This is a genomic window from Gordonia liuliyuniae (assembly GCF_021739025.1).
GTDB classification, from domain to species: Bacteria; Actinomycetota; Actinomycetes; order Mycobacteriales; family Mycobacteriaceae; genus Gordonia; species Gordonia liuliyuniae.
Map to the genome: position 1 here is coordinate 256,515 of NZ_JAKKOT010000006.1, position 17,268 is coordinate 273,782.

General features: G+C 66.8%; 17 protein-coding genes and 1 tRNA gene. 11 read left to right on the plus strand and 7 right to left on the minus strand.

All coding sequences use genetic code 11. From position 1 onward, the window contains the following. The first annotated feature begins 77 nt into the window (after window positions 1-77). From L5G28_RS14430 to L5G28_RS14450, 5 genes are all read left to right on the plus strand, one after another. Window positions 78-989 carry an ACP S-malonyltransferase gene (locus tag L5G28_RS14430; RefSeq protein WP_237002131.1) on the plus strand — a complete coding sequence of 304 codons (912 nt, stop codon included), beginning with the start codon at window positions 78-80 and terminating at the stop codon, window positions 987-989. A gap of 110 nt (window positions 990-1,099) precedes the next feature. After that, window positions 1,100-1,402, plus strand: a complete 303-nt coding sequence (gene acpM, locus L5G28_RS14435; RefSeq protein WP_236998600.1) for a meromycolate extension acyl carrier protein AcpM — start codon at window positions 1,100-1,102, stop codon at window positions 1,400-1,402. Then, on the plus strand, window positions 1,402-2,667 hold the full coding sequence (locus L5G28_RS14440) for a KasA/KasB family beta-ketoacyl-ACP synthase (protein WP_236998601.1): 1,266 nt from the start codon (window positions 1,402-1,404) through the stop codon (window positions 2,665-2,667). Before acpM ends, L5G28_RS14440 begins: the two co-directional genes overlap by 1 nt. Before the next feature lie 26 nt (window positions 2,668-2,693). Next, on the plus strand, window positions 2,694-4,145 hold the full coding sequence (locus L5G28_RS14445) for an acyl-CoA carboxylase subunit beta (protein WP_237002132.1): 1,452 nt from the start codon (window positions 2,694-2,696) through the stop codon (window positions 4,143-4,145). Between the two features lie 254 nt (window positions 4,146-4,399). After that, window positions 4,400-4,921: a DUF3145 domain-containing protein gene (locus tag L5G28_RS14450; protein ID WP_237002133.1), complete on the plus strand. Its 522-nt coding sequence runs from the start codon at window positions 4,400-4,402 to the stop codon at window positions 4,919-4,921. Between the two features lie 12 nt (window positions 4,922-4,933). Here L5G28_RS14450 and L5G28_RS14455 read toward each other — a convergent pair whose 3' ends face one another. From L5G28_RS14455 to L5G28_RS14475, 5 genes are all read right to left on the minus strand, one after another. Beyond that, window positions 4,934-5,296: a hypothetical protein gene (locus L5G28_RS14455; protein WP_237002134.1), complete on the minus strand. Its 363-nt coding sequence runs from the start codon at window positions 5,294-5,296 to the stop codon at window positions 4,934-4,936. A 17-nt stretch (window positions 5,297-5,313) separates the two neighbouring features. Then, window positions 5,314-6,126 carry a serine hydrolase domain-containing protein gene (locus L5G28_RS14460; RefSeq protein WP_237002135.1) on the minus strand — a complete coding sequence of 271 codons (813 nt, stop codon included), beginning with the start codon at window positions 6,124-6,126 and terminating at the stop codon, window positions 5,314-5,316. Window positions 6,127-6,148: 22 nt separating this feature from the next. After that, window positions 6,149-7,279, minus strand: coding sequence for an NDMA-dependent alcohol dehydrogenase (locus L5G28_RS14465; protein WP_237002136.1), 1,131 nt, complete (start codon window positions 7,277-7,279; stop codon window positions 6,149-6,151). Window positions 7,280-7,440: 161 nt separating this feature from the next. Continuing rightward, on the minus strand, window positions 7,441-9,039 hold the full coding sequence (gene fadD5 / locus L5G28_RS14470; RefSeq protein WP_237002137.1) for a fatty-acid--CoA ligase FadD5: 1,599 nt from the start codon (window positions 9,037-9,039) through the stop codon (window positions 7,441-7,443). 81 nt (window positions 9,040-9,120) lie between these two features. Continuing rightward, window positions 9,121-9,918, minus strand: coding sequence for an enoyl-CoA hydratase-related protein (locus tag L5G28_RS14475; RefSeq protein ID WP_237002138.1), 798 nt, complete (start codon window positions 9,916-9,918; stop codon window positions 9,121-9,123). Between the two features lie 178 nt (window positions 9,919-10,096). On the opposite strand from L5G28_RS14475, the gene L5G28_RS14480 reads away from it, so the two are divergent. Next, window positions 10,097-11,302: a TetR/AcrR family transcriptional regulator gene (locus L5G28_RS14480; RefSeq protein WP_237002139.1), complete on the plus strand. Its 1,206-nt coding sequence runs from the start codon at window positions 10,097-10,099 to the stop codon at window positions 11,300-11,302. Window positions 11,303-11,318: 16 nt separating this feature from the next. Here L5G28_RS14480 and L5G28_RS14485 read toward each other — a convergent pair whose 3' ends face one another. Beyond that, window positions 11,319-11,984: an Rv1363c family protein gene (locus tag L5G28_RS14485; RefSeq protein WP_237002140.1), complete on the minus strand. Its 666-nt coding sequence runs from the start codon at window positions 11,982-11,984 to the stop codon at window positions 11,319-11,321. A gap of 137 nt (window positions 11,985-12,121) precedes the next feature. Between L5G28_RS14485 and L5G28_RS14490 the strand changes: the two genes are divergently transcribed. The 3 genes from L5G28_RS14490 (at window position 12,122) to L5G28_RS14500 (ending at window position 13,757) form a co-directional block, all read left to right on the plus strand. Next, window positions 12,122-12,193, plus strand: a tRNA-Asn gene (locus L5G28_RS14490). 276 nt (window positions 12,194-12,469) lie between these two features. After that, on the plus strand, window positions 12,470-13,036 hold the full coding sequence (locus L5G28_RS14495; protein ID WP_237002141.1) for an Ltp family lipoprotein: 567 nt from the start codon (window positions 12,470-12,472) through the stop codon (window positions 13,034-13,036). Window positions 13,037-13,262: 226 nt separating this feature from the next. Next, the gene (locus L5G28_RS14500) at window positions 13,263-13,757 is read left to right on the plus strand and encodes an FBP domain-containing protein (RefSeq protein WP_237002142.1); all 495 of its coding nucleotides are present in this window, start codon (window positions 13,263-13,265) and stop codon (window positions 13,755-13,757) included. Between the two features lie 15 nt (window positions 13,758-13,772). Here the strand turns inward: L5G28_RS14500 and L5G28_RS14505 are convergent, their stop codons facing one another. Beyond that, the gene (locus L5G28_RS14505; protein ID WP_236998613.1) at window positions 13,773-14,903 is read right to left on the minus strand and encodes a flavin-containing monooxygenase; all 1,131 of its coding nucleotides are present in this window, start codon (window positions 14,901-14,903) and stop codon (window positions 13,773-13,775) included. Between the two features lie 71 nt (window positions 14,904-14,974). On the opposite strand from L5G28_RS14505, the gene L5G28_RS14510 reads away from it, so the two are divergent. Both L5G28_RS14510 and L5G28_RS14515 read left to right on the plus strand, forming a co-directional pair. Then, window positions 14,975-15,565: a TetR/AcrR family transcriptional regulator gene (locus L5G28_RS14510; RefSeq protein ID WP_237002143.1), complete on the plus strand. Its 591-nt coding sequence runs from the start codon at window positions 14,975-14,977 to the stop codon at window positions 15,563-15,565. After that, a complete protein-coding gene (locus L5G28_RS14515) occupies window positions 15,562-17,259 on the plus strand; it encodes an MDR family MFS transporter (RefSeq protein ID WP_237002144.1) in 1,698 nt (565 codons plus the stop codon). Before L5G28_RS14510 ends, L5G28_RS14515 begins: the two co-directional genes overlap by 4 nt. Window positions 17,260-17,268 lie beyond the last annotated feature (9 nt).

The window sequence follows — 17,268 nt, forward strand, 5'->3', positions numbered from 1 at the left end:
CACCCCACAAAGATCACGGTTGAGGTTCATACGACTCGACACCCACACCGAGGCGCTGAAGGGTGTTCGCTAGTCACGTGCTTTCGTTGCTTGCGCCCGGCCAGGGCTCCCAGAAGCCCGGAATGCTCGCCGAATGGCTTGAGCTTCCGGGAAACCGCGACCGCGTTGCGGCGTGGTCCGAGACGATCGGACTGGACCTCGCACGCCTGGGGACCACAGCGACCGCCGAGGAGATCACCGACACCGCGGTGACCCAGCCGCTCGTCGTCGCAGCCGCGCTCCTCGCGTTCGACGAACTGGTCGACCGTCACGGTGCGCTCCCCTCCGACACCGTCGTCGCGGGCCACTCGGTCGGCGAACTCGCGGCAGCGGCCATCACCGGCGTGATCACGGCCGACGAGGCCGTCCTCCTGGCAGGCATCCGCGGCCGCGAGATGGCCAAGGCCTGCGCGATCGAGCCCACCACCATGGCCGCGGTCCTCGGCGGCGGCGAGAGCACCGTCCTCGACCGCCTCGCCGAACTCGACCTGGTGCCTGCCAACCGCAACGCCAAGGGGCAGATCGTGGCCGCGGGCTCGGTCACGGCCGTCGACGAACTCGTGGCGGCCCCGCCGGAGAAGGCACGCGTCCGCAGGATCGCCGTGGCGGGTGCGTTCCACACCGAGTACATGGCTCCCGCCCAGGAAGCCGTCGCTGCAGCGGCCGCCGAGATCACACCGAACGATCCGACGCACACTCTGTTGTCGAACTCCGACGGTCAGCCAGTCGGCGACGGCGCCCTCGCGCTCAAGAAGCTCATCACTCAGGTCACCAGTCCGGTGCGATGGGATCTGTGCTCGCAGACTATGCTCGCTGCGGGCGCCGACGCCATCGTCGAACTCACGCCTGCAGGCACTCTCGTCGGAATCGCCAAGCGCGAACTCAAAGGCGTGCCGTCGCGCGCCGTCAACGTCCCCGCTGATCTGGAGGACGTCCCAGGACTTGGATAGCGGTCGGGTACCACCCGGCCACCGGAGAGTCGATCATCGATTTGTCCAGCAGCGAACCCGCTGATCTCCGGAAACACGTAACGCATTACGAACTAGAAGGGAGCCACATCGTGGCTGCAACTCAGGAACAGCTCGTCGCCGGCATCGCCGAGATCATCGAAGAGGTCACCGGCATCGAGCCGTCGGAGGTCACCCTCGATAAGTCGTTCGTCGACGACCTGGACATCGACTCGCTGTCGATGGTCGAGATCGCCGTTCAGGTCGAGGACAAGTACGGCGTCAAGGTCCCCGACGAGGACCTCGCCGGTCTGCGCACCGTCGGCGACACCGTCGCATACGTCCAGAAGCTCGAGGCCGAGAACCCCGAGACCGCTGCCGCCATCGCCGCCCAGATCGAGGCGAGCCAGGCCTGATGACCGAGCTGCGCGACTTTTCCACTCGCGGTGGGGATTTTCCCAGCGTCGTGGTGACCTCGATGGTCGCTACGACGTCCTTGGGTGCTGATCTGGACACGACCTGGGAAAATCTCGTCGCAGGCAAGTCCGGCATCCGCGAGCTGACCGACGACTACATCGACGACTACAAGTTGCCGGTCCGTATCGGCGGGAAGCTCGTCGAGGATCCGACGCTGGAGGTCACCCGTATCGAGGCGCGCCGCATGGCGTACGTCGAGCGTGTCTCCCACATCATGAGCAAGCGACTGTGGGCGCAGGCCGGCGAGCCGGAGGTCGATCCCGACCGTCTCGGCGTGGTGCTCGGCACCGGCATGGGCGGCGCGGACGCGATGATCGACGCTGACAACGCCATCAAGCAGACGCGCAACTACCGCAAGGTGTCGCCGCTCGCCGTCTCGATGACGATGCCAAACGGTCCCGCCGCGGTCGCCGGACTCAACGTCGGCGCGCGCGCAGGCGTCATCACCCCGGTCTCGGCCTGCTCGTCGGGCGCCGAGGCCATCGCGCACGCGTGGCGGCACATCGTCTTCGGCGACGCCGACATGGTGGTGTGCGGCGGCGTCGAAGGACACATCGACGCAGTGCCGATCGCGGCGTTCTCGATGATGCGTGCGATGAGCACGCGCAACGACGATCCGGCCGCGGCTTCGCGTCCGTTCGACAAGGCACGCGACGGTTTCGTCTTCGGCGAAGCAGCGGCCATGCTCATCATCGAGCGCGAAGATCACGCGAAAGCGCGTGGTGCGCACATCCACGCCCGTCTTCTGGGCGCGGGCATCACGTCCGACGGCTTCCACCTGGTGGCCCCGGACCCGTCCGGTCAGGGCAACGCACGTGCGATGACCCGCGCACTGCAGACCGCCGGACTCGCCAAGTCGGACATCACACATGTGAACGCACATGCGACGTCTACTCCGATCGGCGACACCGCAGAGTCTGCGGGCATCCAGGCGGCCGTGGGCAGTCATGCGGCCATCTACGCGCCGAAGTCGGCGCTGGGCCACTCGATCGGCGCCGTCGGCGCTCTCGAAGCGGTCCTCACGGTGAAGTCGGTGGAGGACTCGATCATTCCGCCGACGCTGAATCTCGACGAGCTCGACCCGGAGTGCGGCGACATCGACGTCGTGCACGGCGAGGCTCGACGCGGCCAGGTCGACTACGCGCTGAGCAACTCGTTCGGATTCGGAGGACACAACGTCGCTTTGACGTTCGGTCGCTACTGATTCACTCCCCCGCATAGGAGAAACCGATGACCACACTGGCACCCATCCCCGGCCGTGAGGAAGCGACGGATCCCCGTGACCCGCTGCTTCGGTTGACCACCTTCTTCGACGAGGGAACTGTCGAGCTGCTGCACCCCCGTGACAGATCGGGTGTGCTAGCAGCCGTCGGTGAGGTCGACGGTGTCCGCACCGTCTCCTATTGCACTGATGGCACCGTGATGGGCGGTGCCATGGGGGTGGTCGGTTGCGCACACATCGTGAACGCGATCGACACCGCCATCGCCGAGCAGACTCCGGTCATCGGCATCTGGCACTCGGGCGGCGCACGCCTGGCGGAGGGCGTCCAAGCCCTGCACGCCGTAGGCGGCGTCTTCGAGGCCATGGTGCGTGCCTCCGGCTACGTTCCGCAGATCTCCGTCGTCGTCGGCTTCGCCGCGGGCGGAGCGGCATACGGCCCAGCCCTGACCGACGTCGTCATCATGGCGCCCGAGGGTCGCGTCTTCGTGACGGGCCCCGACGTGGTCAAGTCGGTGACCGGCGAGAGCGTGAGCATGGAGGAATTGGGCGGCCCGCACACGCACGGCAAGCGTTCGGGCGTCAGCCACATCACCGCCCAATCGGAGACGGACGCCTATTGGCGCGCCCGTCGCCTCGTCTCCACATTCTCCCAACAGGGCCAGGTCGATCGGGCCCGCGCTGCGGCAGGCGACACCGACCTGCGCGCGCTGCTCCCCGAGTCGAACCGCCGGGCTTACGACGTCCACCCGATCGTCGAGGCACTCCTGGACTCCCAGTTGGCCGAGGACTGCGTCACCGAGATCTCGACGTTCGAAGAGCTGCAGGCCAAGTGGGCGCCCAACATCACGATCGGTTTCGGCAGGCTCGCCGGCCGGTCGGTCGGCGTCATCGCTAACAACCCGCTGCGCATGGGCGGCTGCCTGAACTCCGAAGCGGCGGAGAAGGCGTCGCGCTTCGTGCGCCTGTGCGACGCGTTCGGCGTCCCGATCGTCGTCTTGACCGATGTCCCCGGGTATCTGCCTGGCGTCGGCCAGGAATGGAACGGCGTCGTTCGACGCGGTGCGAAGCTTCTGCACTCGTTCGCCGAGTGCACGGTCCCCCGGGTCACGCTGGTGACCCGCAAGATCTACGGCGGCGCCTACATCGCGATGAACTCGCGCGCACTCGGCGCGACGGCCGTCTTCGCGTGGCCGGGCTCGGAGGTCGCCGTCATGGGCGCGAAGGCCGCGGTCGGCATCCTGCACAAGAAGGCGCTCGCCGCCGCTCCAGACGAAGAGCGGGACGCCCTGCACGAGCGGCTGGCCGTCGAGCACGAGCAGATCGCGGGCGGGGTGGGACGCGCCCAGTCGATCGGCGTCGTCGACGAGATCATCGATCCGACAGTCACGCGCAGCCGTATCGCCGAGGCGCTCACCGTCGCTCCCGCCCGCCGCGGCCGCCATAAGAACATCCCGCTGTAGACCCCGCGTTGTCGCTCAGGGCACGAACTCTTGTGCCCTGAGCACTCGGGGTTGAACCATGGGCGCAATGGTGGTGCCCAGGGCGCAAACGACGCCTCCGCCGTTCCCCGAAGGGCACTCCCCGACCACATCGCAACAAAAAGAACTAGCGCAACACGCACCTCACAAGGCATAATCTCTAACAGCAGTGTGCTACCGATTCGACGCGGTGCCTTGGGGAAGACGTTCCTCGTCGAACCGGAGGTGAATGACCAGTGCGCAATCTCAATCAGTTTGCGGACCTGACGACAGGCGTGGTGTACATCCACGCCTCTCCCGTCGCGCTGTGCCCGCATGTGGAGTGGGCGCTGTCGTCGACGTTGGATGCGCGCGCCGACTTGAAGTGGTCTGCGCAGGATGCAGCCGAACCGAGTCGCATGCGTGCGACCGTCGACTGGACCGGTCCGGTCGGCACCGCCGCGCGGCTCGCGTCTGCGCTGCGCGAATGGCCCGGACTCACCTTCGAGGTGACCGAGAACGCCAGCGAAGGCGTCGATGGCGAACGATTCAGCCACGTCCCTGGCCTCGGACTCTGGCGGGGCTCCACGGGCGCCAACGGCGACGTGATCATCGGCGAGATGCAGTTGCGCGCCATGATGGACAACCAGCCCGACAGCGCAGGACTGGCAGCCGAACTCGACACTGTCCTCGGCACCGCGTGGGACGACGCCCTGGAGAACTACCGGATGGGCGGCGCCGGAGCCGAAGTGACCTGGCTACACCAGCGAGTCGGCTGATAGCCACGGCGGTCATCCCCGCTGATCGACGAGCGGCTCCTCACGTTCGGCACTGAGGATGTGCAGTATCCGCGAACCCACCGACTCGACGGTGAGCAGGACGGCGCACGCGATCGCGATCGTGCCGGGAACGAAGACGAGTAGGTCGTCGATCCTGTCCCACGCCGCCGGGCTCCACAACGCCACCCACGTCAACGTCAGCGCGATCACCGTCGACAGTTCGCCGAGGAACGACAGTCCGACGAAGGCGAGCGCGGCCTTCCGGTGTCGCCGAACGGATTTGCGGGAGAAGTGGAAGTTGGCGCCGAACGCGAGCAGTAGCACCGCGAACAGTGACAGGAGTAGGCCGAGATCATCGGCCGTCAGTGTCCGCACGGCATCGCCCTCATCGGTCAGGAATCAAGTGCGTCCAGTATGCCGTGATTGAAATCGCGCCACAGCGGCTTCGCCCACGGCCCGAACGCGCGATCGGTCAACACCACGCACGACGCTCCGCGGGCCGGGTCGACCCACAGGAACGTACCCGACTGCCCGAAGTGACCGAACGTGGACGGCGAATGCGACGGAGCCGTCCAATGCTTGTCCTTGGCGCCCTTGATCTCGGGCCCGAGCCCCCAGTCGTTCGGCCTGAACCTGCCGTATCCGGGCACGAAGCCGTCGATGCCCGGGAAGTGGACCGAACGAGCCGTCGCCGCCGTCTGCGGCGACACCAGGGTGGGGGCGAGGAGGTCTGCGGCGAACCGAGCCAGATCGTCGACGTTCGATCGAGCCCCATGCCCGGCGGGACCGACCAACGCCGTCGACGTCATACCGAGCGGTTCGCAGACCGCCTCGTGCAGGTACTCGGCGGCCGCGATCTGCGTCTCGGTGGCCACCAGATCGGCGAGCAATTCGTACCCGCGGCTCGAGTAGATCCGCTGCTCCCCCGGTGCCGCTTGGACGTCGTCGCTGTCGAACGCCAGACCCGACGCGTGCGAGAGCAGGTGCTCCACCCGTGCGCCATTCGGCCCCGCGGGAGTCGCCAGGTCGACGGCGCCCTCTTCGACGGCGACGAGCACCGCCTGTGCGACGAGGAGTTTGGTCACCGATGCCAGCTCGAACACACGAGCGGTGTCGCCGAACATGTCGGCGACACCGCTCGTGGTGACGACTGCTCCGGCCGCGTGGTCGACGGGCCAGGACTCCAACTGCGCCAGCGCTTTCACCGCACCGACGTTACTAGGTGGGTCAGCGATCGGCGTCGGTGTAGCGGATGACGCCGCGGATGTTCCGTCCCTCCAACATGTCGGTGTAGCCCTCGTTGATCTGGTCGAGGGTGTACTCGCGGGTGATCATGTCAGCGATGTTGAGCTTGCCGAGCTTGTACATCGACAGCAGGTTCGGGATGTCGATCTTGGGATTCGCACCGCCGAAGATCGAGCCCTGCAGGTTCTTCTGGAGCAGCGTGAGCATCGCCAGGTTGAGCGTCACGTCGCTCTCCATCATGTTGCCCATGCCGGTCAGCACGCAGGTGCCGTTCTTCGCGGTGATACCCATCCACGTGTCGACGTCCTTGCCGTGTACTTCACCGACCGTGACGATCACCTTGCGGCACATCCCGCCCGCCGTGATCGTCGCGATCTCGCCTGCCGCTTCCTCGACGGACGCGAACACGTGCGTGGCGCCGAACTTGAGCGCCTGCTCGCGCTTCCATTCGATCGGGTCGATCGCGAACACGTTGCGAGCGCCCGCGATCACGGCGCCCTGCAGGGCCGCAGTACCGACCCCGCCGACGCCGACGATCGCGACGTCTTCGCCGGGGCGGACGTCGCCGCTACGGGTGGACGATCCGTACCCGGTCGGGATGCCGCAGCCGCATAGCGCGGCGACCTCGAACGGGATGTCCTTGTCGATCTTCACCACGGACGCCTCGTGCACCACCATGTACGGCGAGAACGTGCCGAGGAGCGTCATCGGATAGACCTCTTCGCCCGCCGCGGTGTGAATGCGGAAGGTGTGGTCGGAGACGGCTTCGCCCTGCAGCAGCATGGCGCCGAAGTCGCAGAGGTTCGCGACGCCTTCCTTGCACGACGGGCACTTGCCGCAGGACGGGATGAACGAGAGGACGACGTGGTCGCCTGGCTCGAGGTCGGTCACGCCTTCGCCGACCTCCTCGACGACGCCTGCACCCTCGTGGCCGCCGAGCACCGGGAACCCGGCCATCGGGATGCCACCGGTCATCAGATGGTGGTCCGAGTGGCACATGCCCGCGGCTTCCATCCGGATCTTGACCTCATGGGCCTTCGGGTCGCCGATCTCGATCTCTTCGATCTTCCACGGCTGGTTCAACTCCCGCAGGAGCGCACCCTTCGTCTTCACTCTCAACCTCGCTTCGCCTGAGTCGGCAACGTCGAATCACTTGGACGCGCAGCTATTCGCGCTCTCTTGTGACAGTAGTCACCTGAGACGGAAATTGGAACACGTTACAGAATATTTCTGCAACGTGTTCCAATTTAGGTTCGATCGCGGTCGCGAACCGGCTAGCTCTTCAGTGCCTCGTCCTTGCTGCCGAACTCGGCGCGCAACGTCGGCTTGACGACCTTGCCGCCCGCATTGCGCGGCAGTTCGGGCACCACGACGACGTCCTTCGGATGTTTGAAGCGCGCCAGGTTGTCGTTGAGGTACGGCTCGAGATCGTCGATCGTCAGATCCTCGACGCCCTCGGCGAGCACGACGACGGCCACCGGAACCTCTCCCCACTTCTCGTGGGCGCGGCCGATGATCGCCGCCTCATTGATGCTCGGATGCCCGAACAGGACGTTCTCCACCTCGGCACAGTAGATGTTCTCACCGCCCGAGATGATCATGTCCTTGGCTCGGTCGACGACGTAAATGAAGCCCTCTTCGTCCTGGCGGACGAGGTCACCGGAGTGGAACCAGCCGCCGTGGAACGCGTCAGCGGTCCCCTGCGGGTTCCGCCAGTAGCCGGCCATCATGTTGGGACCGCGGTAGACGATCTCGCCGACGTCGCCCTGCTTCACGTCCTTCATCTCCGGGTCGACGATGCGCGCGGTGACGCCCGGGACCACCTTGCCGATGGAACCGATCTTCCGCAGCGCATCCTTGCCTTCGAGGACGCAGGTGATCGGCGACATCTCGGTCTGACCGAAGACCGCGACGTTCGTCGCGTCGGGGAAGGTCTCGTTCATCGCATTCAGCACGGTGTCCGACGCAGGCGCCGCGCCCCAGGAGATCACCCGCAGTTTGAGGTCTCGCGGCTTGGCCTGCTGTGCGGCGCACACGGCCTGCCACTGAGCGGGTACCAGGAAGATCGAGGTGGTGCCCTCCCGCTCGAGGGTGTCGAGCATGTCATTCGGGTCGAACGCGCCAAGCGGATGAATGACCGACAGCGCACCGGTGTAGAACAACGGCGTCATCGCCCCGAGCCCGGCGATGTGAAACATCGGCGCGACGCACGAGCCGATGTCGTCGGCGCTGGTGCTCAGCGCTTGTAGCGTGTTCAGCGCCTGAGCCTGCAGGTTCTGATGGGTAAGCATGGCGCCCTTGGGTTTTCCGGTGGTGCCCGAGGTGTACATGATCAGCGCGACGGTGTCTTCCGGAATGTCGATGTCCGGGAGATCCGACGAATCCTCAGCGATGAGCGCCTCGTAGTCGAGATGCCCTTCGTTCTGTGCACCGCCGACGACGATCGTGTGGTCGATGGCGCCGGTCGACGCGGAGACGGCGTCGGCCAACGGCGCGAGCATCGTCTCGGTGGCGATCACCTTGGCACCCGAGTCGGCGACGAGGAACCCGATCTCGGGTGGCGTCATGCGGATGTTGACCGGAACGGGGATCGCGCCGATCAGGTTCGCGGCGAGGGTGACCTCGACGTACTCGCTGCGGTTGAGCATGACGACGAGGATGCGATCGCCGAACTCGACGCCGCGGCGGCGGAGTGCGGCCGCGAGCGCATGCGTGCGCTCGTCGAGTTCACGCCACGTGGTGGTCTTGCCGAGGAATCGGAGGGCGCCGTTGTCCGGACTCATCGCCGAGTGGCGACGGACCTGGTTGTTCCAGTGATTGCGGCGCGAGCGCTGAGGCTCGGCATTCAGGGCGAAGCCCAGGGCATCGGTCATGGGGTACTCCTCGGTGTTGTGCGCTGCGCGCGGGGATCTTCTGGACGTGGTCGGGTCGACGCGCCGGTGCTCGGCGACGGGTCAGTGCGTGCCGAAGCCGGCGAGCACACGGTGAAACTCGGGCGATTGGAGAAGTCGGGTCTGGCCGGCGATCTCGCGGTCGATGGCGGCGTCATAGCCGGCCAACGCATGCGCATCGAGGGCGGCCTTGGTGACGGCGAGGGCGTTCGGCGGGTTGCGGAGCAGGCGCGTGGTCGCCCGCGCGACGAGCGTGTCGAGGGCGTCGGCGTCGTCGGCCACATCGGTGAGCAGCCCAGCGCCGTACGCGTCGGGCGCATGGAGTTTCTCGCCCAGCAGCGCCATCGCGTTCGCCCGTGCTCGGCCGAGTGAGGCCGTGAACAGTGCGCTCGCGCCGCCGTCGGGCATCAGACCGATGTTGACGAACGCCAGCAGGAAGTACGAGCGAGTGGTCGCGTAGACGAGATCTGCCGCGACGGCCAGGGAGGCGCCGATGCCGACGGCCGCGCCGTCGACGGCAGCGATCACGGGCATGGGAAGCGAGCGGAGCGCACCGATGAGGTTCGAGCCATTCTCGATGATTCTGCGAGCCTGCGACTCGTCGAAGCCGCCACCTGTGGCGGAGTCAGCGGCCATGCCCGCCACGTCGGCCCCGGCGCAGAACGACCCGCCGCGACCGGACACCACAACGACGCGGACGTCCGAGCGCTCGGCCCACTCGTGGCACAACTCGATGAGGCGGCCCGACGCCGCACCGTCGAGCGCGTTCATCTGCGCCTGCCGATCGATCTCGATGCGTGCGACGCCGTCGTCGTCGATGCCGTCCCATACTCCGCCTACACACCGGGTCTCGCTGATCATCACACCTCGTATCGGATACGTACCGTTCGCGAATTGCCCACACACTACCACCGACAGTGACCGAGGTCATGCGACTACTCGTTAACTTTTTCCACACGTAAGTTTTCTTCACCTGCACTTACTGCGTATATTCGCTCCCGGCGAGAAGTTCATCGGTCATTCGATAGCATGGATCTCCATGACCTCCCGAACGCCCGCGGACGCCGCTGCGCAGCATGCTCGCATCCGTCCGTCCGATCGGCGCGAGATCGTGCTGCGGACCGCGTCGGACGTGTTCGGCACGCGGGGTTACGCCGCGACACGCCTGACCGACATCGCCGAGGAGGTCGGCATCTCCGCTCCGGCCCTGTACCGCCACTTCTCGAACAAGTACGACCTGTTCGCCGCCGCGGTCGACCGGCTCTCGGAGGGGGTGGACGCGGCGGTCTCCGGGGTCGCCCACCGCGATGACCCGCGTGAGGAACTGCGCGCCGTCCTTGCCGCGTTCGCCGACACGGTGATGGAGCACCGCAGGTCAGGCAATCTGTACCGCTGGGAGCGGCGGGTCCTGCACGACGCCGACCGCACGCGCACCCGCGATGTCCGGGTGGCATTGCACCGTCGGCTCCGCCTGTTGATCGAGGCCGCCCGGCCCAACCTGCCGAGGCCCGTCACCGACCTTCTCGCGGTCGCGACCCTGTCGGTCGCAGCGAGCCCCGCGACGCACCGGATCGCGATGGGCCGCCGCGCCGCGACCGAACTCGTGTCGACGGCTGCGGTCACCCTGCTCGACGTCGACTTCCCCGATTCCCCGCCGACCGCCGACCGCCGACCGTCGGGCCTGGCGCCGGCCGGTCGCCGGGAGTCGATCCTCGCGGCCGCCGTCACCCTGTTCGCGCAGCGAGGGTTCCACGAGGTGACGGTGGAAGACATCGGCGCAGCGGTCGGACTGCCGGCGTCCGGCGTGTACCGCCACTTCGGGTCGAAGGTCGCGATCCTCGCCGCGGCCCTCTGGCGGACCGCGGACCGCGCGACCGACGCAGTCGCCGTCGGCCTGTCGCAGGCGCAGACGCCGCGCGAAGCACTGGTGTCCCTGACTGCTCGCTACAGCGAACTGTGCGTGGACGACCCGGACATCATGGCGATCTACCTGTCGGGGACGGGAGCCCTCGACGACGGCGACCTGCACGCCCTGCGTCGCCAACAGCGGACGACCGTCGACGAGTGGGCCACCTGGGTGGTGCGCGCGCGGCCGGAATGCTCGAACGCGGCCGCGCGCTACCTAGTCCACGCCAGCCTCAACCTCGCCAGCGACCTGGTCACCGGCAGGCCCGGAGTCGATGCGCCGACTGTCGCCGCGGCCTCCGCCGCCGTCCTGCTCGGCGACGGCGCACACGGTCGGTGACGTCGACGACCTGCGCTCAAACCACCTCGAAGTCGGAGACGAGCCATGTCCCGTCGTCGCGCGTGAGCGTGACCTTCACCCGCGACTCGTACGCGCCGCTGCCCGCTCCGAGCGCGGGTGCCTGCGGGCTGGTCACGGTGTTGTCGAGCGCGACGAGCACGACGGCCTCACTGTCGTCGATCGACATGATTCCGGCGTTCTCGGCGCTCCCCTTCGACGACGCCTGCGCGGCGTCGTTCGCGGTACGCGCCTGCTGCGACGACTTGATATAGGTGTCGGCGAACTCCGGAGTGGCGATTTCCCGGATCCGTCGGTCGAGGTCGTCGTACTTGCCTGCCTCGTAGGTCAGCATCTGCGCGGCGTGCGATTTCGCGTCGCGCAACGCGCCCGCCCGGTCGAGGTCGCCGCTGTCGTCGGAACTTGAGCCGAACGCCAGGTAGGCGAAGACCCCGGCGGTGACTGCGAGGACGACGACGGCCGCGGTGAGCGACGCGACCAGGGCCTTCGACGTGCTCGGCCCATCGCTACGGGGCTCGGCGGTCTGCTCTCCGGGTCCGGTCTCGTCTGCCCGCTCCGCCTTCGCTGCCTCTTCCGCACGGATCTGTTCACGCTTGGCTCGGTTGGCGGCAAGGAAGTCGCCGCCGCCGCGAGAGGTCGGGTCGCCGCCGGAAGTTGAGGACATGCGCCCCAATGTAGCGGTAACCACCGGTTGCACCCGCCCAACGGTGCCGCGCCGTCCGCAAAAACCACCCCGACCAGCCGTTTTGCACGCGGCGGGATCGGTGCGCTACAGTTTCATCTCGGTTCACGAAAGAGCAATCCCCCATAGCTCAACGGCAGAGCACTCGACTGTTAATCGAGCGGTTATTGGTTCGAATCCAATTGGGGGAGCAACAAAACCCGCTGGTGACAGCGGGTTTTCTGCTTTCTGCCCGGCTTCGGCCGTCCTCAGGCACATCCGCGGTACTCGTTGACATCCGCGGCCTCTCTGAATGCCGCGAACGTCGCCCAACCCCGCGGATGCGTTGAGCGGAGCCGACCCTGTTCCGACACTGGTCCCTCGTTCAGGTGAAACCACGTGATCACAGTTAAACCCGCAGGTGAGAGGAGTTATCCACGCATAGTATTCCCAGGTATACGACCCCTTTCCCGAAAGCTGGCACCGCCATGAGAACCGATCACGTTCGCACAGCCACTGTCGTGTTCCTGGCCTCCGCTGCACTGTCCGTTCTCGCAGCATGCGGATCGACCGACACCGAAGCCGCTCCTCCGACAACGGTGACCGTGACCGTCGCTGACGTCGCGACCGAGACGGTCACAGCCACACCGGATCCGCAGTCGACTGACGACGATCCCACAACCACCGCGACCGATGCCGGCGCTACCACGACTCGGCCCCACACCGCGACTCGCGCGCAGACCACGGCGACGACCACTGCGGATTCGATGACCGCCGCACAACGGAATGCGATCGACAAGGGCCGTGAGTACCTGTCGATGTCCGCCTTCTCGCGGCAGGGCTTGATCGATCAGCTCGCGCATGAGGGGTTCAGCAGCGCCGACGCGGGTTTCGCAGTCGACTATCTCAACCCCGACTGGACCGACCAGGCAACGAAGAAGGCAGCCGAGTACATGGAGATGAGTGCCTTCTCCCAGCAAGGTCTCGTCGATCAACTCGTCTACGAGGGCTTCACGCAGGCGCAGGCCGCCACGGGTGCCGCGAGCCAGTTCTAGACATCGATCGCAGCGAACCGCCTCGCCGCGCCTCTACCGGCGCCTCTACCGGCCGCCCTCAAGCACATCCGCGGAGGTACGCTAGTCCCCGTGTCCCTTCGCATTCAGGGAGTTGACGGCGCGCACAGCGCCGCTTCCAGATGACCGCGCCCCGCAGCCGATCCGTGTGATCGGCGGCTACCGCATACCCTCATCACCCCTCTGACACGAGAAGGCCACTTCTGACATGCGTACTCCCACCCAGCAGCAGATCCTGTCCGCATTCCGCGGCGCCACTAAAGGCGAGATCGCCAAGATCTCATTCGACAAGGAGTTCGACGACGTCGACTTCGACAAGATCGAGTTCTACGGATGGCGCGACCGCAAGATCCCGCGCCGCGCGTATCTCGTCATCGAGCACGACGGCGAACTGGTCTCACTGCTACTCAATCGGTCCGAGGCCAAACCTCGACGTCGGGCCATGTGCTCATGGTGCCGCGACGTCGAACTCGTCCAGGACGTGATGCTGTACGCGGCGCGACGCGCCGGGCCGCGCGGAAGGCGCGGCGACACCATCGCTGCGCTCATCTGCGAAGACTTCGCATGCCCGAAGCGCGCGCGGAAACTGCCGCCCGCCTACCACAAGGACACCGACCTCGACGCGATCCGCGCAGGCCAGGTCGACGAGATGTCGCGGCGCGTACACGCATTCGTCACCGAGGCCCTCTCGACCGACGGCTGACCCGACAACCGCCGGTCAACCGAGGTCGGCGGTGAAGTCGACGGCCCGACGCGCGGCACGCCGCCCCGCCCGAGTCGCACCGAGCGTCGACGCACTGCGTCCGTAACCGACGAGGGACACGCCGGGAGCCTTCACCACGCTCACGTCGTCGTCGGCCATGACCACGCCGCCGGTCCGTTCTCGAATACCCAACGGCGCAAGGTGACTCAAGGACGCACGGAATCCGGTGGCCCACAGGATCACGTCGACCGCCTCATGTGTGCCGTCGGCGAAGTCGACGCCGTCGGAGGTCAGCGCACGGATCGGTCCGCGCGAGACGAGTACTCCCCGATCGATCGCGTCGAGGACGGACGGGCTGGTGGGCAGCCCGGTCTCGGCGACGACGCTGCGCGGCCGGAGTCCGGCCCGCGTCCGTGCCGCCACCCGGTTCTCCACGCCGAGCCCGGCCTCGGTGTCGAACGGGCAGTCGCGCCAACGCGGCGGTGTGCGCGTGGACCACAGGGTGTCGACGCCGTGCTCGTCGAGCAACTGCACGAACTGGATCGCCGAGATGCCGCCGCCCACGACCAGCACGCGTCGGCCGGCGAAGTCGCCGGGCGCGGTGAAGTCCCGAGTGGTGAGCTGGCGGCCGCCGAAACGACCGCGGTACCACGGCACGTACGGCTGGTCCCATGTGCCGGTCGCCGAGACGACGGCCCCGGCCGCGTACTCACGGAGCGCACCGTCGGGACGCTCGGCAACGACACGAAAACGCGCGCCGGGATCGTCGACGGCGCGCACCGAGCGGACCCGCCACGGACGTTGGACGCCGAGCCCCTTCTCCTGCTCATAACGCCCGTAGTAGCGCGTGACCACGTCCCTGGCGGGTTCTGCGGGGTCGGCCGCACCGAGCCGTGAGTCCGGCAGGTCGTGCAGGCCGTTGACATGGTCGAACGTCAACGCGTCCCACCGATGGCTCCATGCGCCGCCCGCTGTCGGGTTCGCATCGAGCACTTCGAGGTCGACGCCCGGACGCAGGCCGGCACGTTTCAGAAAGTAGGCCGCCGACAGACCGGCCTGCCCCGCTCCGATGACGACGACGCGGCGTCGGTGGACAGTGACGTCCGCTGATGGATTCACGTCGGTGACAACCGAATTCTCCGCCACTGCATTCCTCGCCCGTCTGGTCCATCACACTCACTTGCGGAAAAACATTGCACTCGTGCAATAATGCACTAGTGCAAGAAACTCATGGTGGACTCCGGGACCGGCAACGCGCCGAGACGCTGCTCCGTCTGCATGATGCGGCCATCGACCTCGTACAGGAGCACGGCCTCACCGAGACGACGGTCAGCGAGATCGCCGACCGCGCAGGCGTCTCCCGCCGAACGTTCTTCAACTACTTCGCGAGTAAGGAGGACGCCGTCCTCGGCGCAGGCGAACCGACGATCCCGGCCGACGCCGTCGACCATCTCCTGGACGGGCCCGAGCAGTTCGACCGTGCGGTGCGGATCGTCTTCTCGGTCGCGTCGAGCGGCCGACACGTCCGCAACCGACCGACCGAGCGACGTGCCCTCATCATGGCGCATCCCGAGCTCAAAGCCCGTACACAGCACCACGCGATCATCGCGCACGACCTCCTGGCGAAGGCACTCGCCGAACGCTACGACGGCGCCGACGCCGACCGATCCCTAGCTCTGCTCCTGCTCGCCACAGCCGTCCTGCGCTTCGCGTACAGCCGAGATCCAGACGTGCTCGACACCCCGGACTCACCGGCCGTCGGCACCGCGATCAACGTCTTCCGCACTACCATCAAGGACCTTTCATGACCTCGACTGACGCATCCGCGGCCACCCCGCCGCAGGCCTCGGACACCCCGACCGGGATGTCACAGAAGAACATCATCCTGCTGTTCATCGGCTTGATGATCACGATGCTCCTCGCTGCACTCAACCAGACGGTTCTGTCGACGGCACTGCCGACCATCGTCGGCGAACTCAACGGCGTCGACCAGATGACGTGGGTGATCACCGCCTACATCCTCGCGATGACGATCGTGATGCCCGTCTACGGTCGTATCAGCGACCTCATCGGCCGCAAACCCGCGCTGCTCTTCGCGATCAGCGTCTTCATGGCCGGTTCGATCGTCGGCGCACTGGCCGGCAACATCGTGTGGCTGATCGTCGGCCGCATCGTCCAGGGCCTGGGCGGCGGCGGACTCATGATCCTGGCGCAGGCCGCGATCGCCGACGTCGTCTCCCCGCGTGACCGCGGACGCTACATGGGCTTCATGGGCGCCGTCTTCGCGGTCGCCTCGGTCGCCGGGCCGCTCCTGGGCGGATGGCTCACCGAGGGCCCCGGCTGGCGCTGGGCGTTCTGGATGAACATCCCGCTCGGTGCACTCGCGATCGCCGCGACGCTCGCGTTCATGCGTCTGCCCAAGCCCGACCACGCACAGCGCCCGAAGCTCGACTATCTGGGCATGACTTTGATCGCCGCAGCGACTACGACACTGGTCCTGATGTGCACCTGGGGCGGCCACACCTACGACTGGACGAGCCCGCAGATCATCGGCCTCGGAGTCGCGACCATCGTCCTCGCCGTCATCTTCGTGTTCGTGGAGAAGCGCGCCGCGATGCCGGTGATCCCCATGCAGCTGTTCAGCAACCGCAACTTCACCCTCGTCACGATCGCCGCCCTGATGGTCGGCATCGCGATGTTCGGCGCGCTCGGCTACATGCCGACGTACATCCAGATGGTGACGGGCGTCGACGCGACTGTCGCCGGCCTCTACATGACGCCGATGATGGGCGGTCTGCTGATCACCTCGGTCATCTCGGGCCAACTGATCTCCCGCTTCGGAAAGTACAAGCTCTACCCGCTCGCGGGCGCCGTCGTCATCGGGATCGCGCTCGCGCTCATCTCGACCATGCACCCGTCGACGCCCAACTGGCAGATGTGCATCTACTTGGCGATCTTCGGTATCGGACTGGGCCTCATCATGCAGATCCTCACCCTGATCGTGCAGAACGAGTTCCCCGGTGCGTTCGTCGGCACCGCGACCGCCTCGAACAACTACTTCCGTCAGGTCGGTGCGACGCTGGGTTCGGCGATCGTCGGTTCGATCTTCGCGTCCCGTCTGGTCGACCTGTTGAAGGAGAACCTCGGCGGTTCCGCAGACAAGCTCAGCAGTTCGGGCGGCGGACAGAACAGTCTGACCCCTGCACTGGTCGACTCGCTGCCCGACCAACTCCGGGTACCGATCGTCGAGTCGTACAACGACGCACTGCTGCCGATCTTCCTGTTCTTCGTGCCGCTGGCCGTCGTCGCCTTCATCGCCCTGCTCTTCGTCGACGAGCGTCCGCTGTCGACCAAGGTGCGTGGCGAAGCCGAGATCGAAGGCCTCGGCGAAGGACAGGTGCTCCCTGAGCCGTTCGACGTCCCCGACCACGTCGACGGTGACGAGTCCGCCACCCGAGTTCGGGCCGCCGCAGCGAGCGCGACGAAGGATCGCGCGCACTGAACAGATCGA

Excerpts from the sequence above, each read along its gene's own strand:
- L5G28_RS14440 (WP_236998601.1), top strand. The coding sequence starts at position 1,402 with ATGACCGAGCTGCGCGACTTTTCCACTCGCGGTGGGGATTTTCCCAGC.
- L5G28_RS14445 (WP_237002132.1), top strand. The coding sequence starts at position 2,694 with ATGACCACACTGGCACCCATCCCCGGCCGTGAGGAAGCGACGGATCCC.
- fadD5 (WP_237002137.1), bottom strand. The coding sequence starts at position 9,039 with ATGACCGATGCCCTGGGCTTCGCCCTGAATGCCGAGCCTCAGCGCTCG.
- L5G28_RS14475 (WP_237002138.1), bottom strand. The coding sequence starts at position 9,918 with ATGATCAGCGAGACCCGGTGTGTAGGCGGAGTATGGGACGGCATCGAC.
- L5G28_RS14480 (WP_237002139.1), top strand. The coding sequence starts at position 10,097 with ATGACCTCCCGAACGCCCGCGGACGCCGCTGCGCAGCATGCTCGCATC.
- L5G28_RS14485 (WP_237002140.1), bottom strand. The coding sequence starts at position 11,984 with ATGTCCTCAACTTCCGGCGGCGACCCGACCTCTCGCGGCGGCGGCGAC.
- L5G28_RS14495 (WP_237002141.1), top strand. The coding sequence starts at position 12,470 with ATGAGAACCGATCACGTTCGCACAGCCACTGTCGTGTTCCTGGCCTCC.
- L5G28_RS14500 (WP_237002142.1), top strand. The coding sequence starts at position 13,263 with ATGCGTACTCCCACCCAGCAGCAGATCCTGTCCGCATTCCGCGGCGCC.
- L5G28_RS14515 (WP_237002144.1), top strand. The coding sequence starts at position 15,562 with ATGACCTCGACTGACGCATCCGCGGCCACCCCGCCGCAGGCCTCGGAC.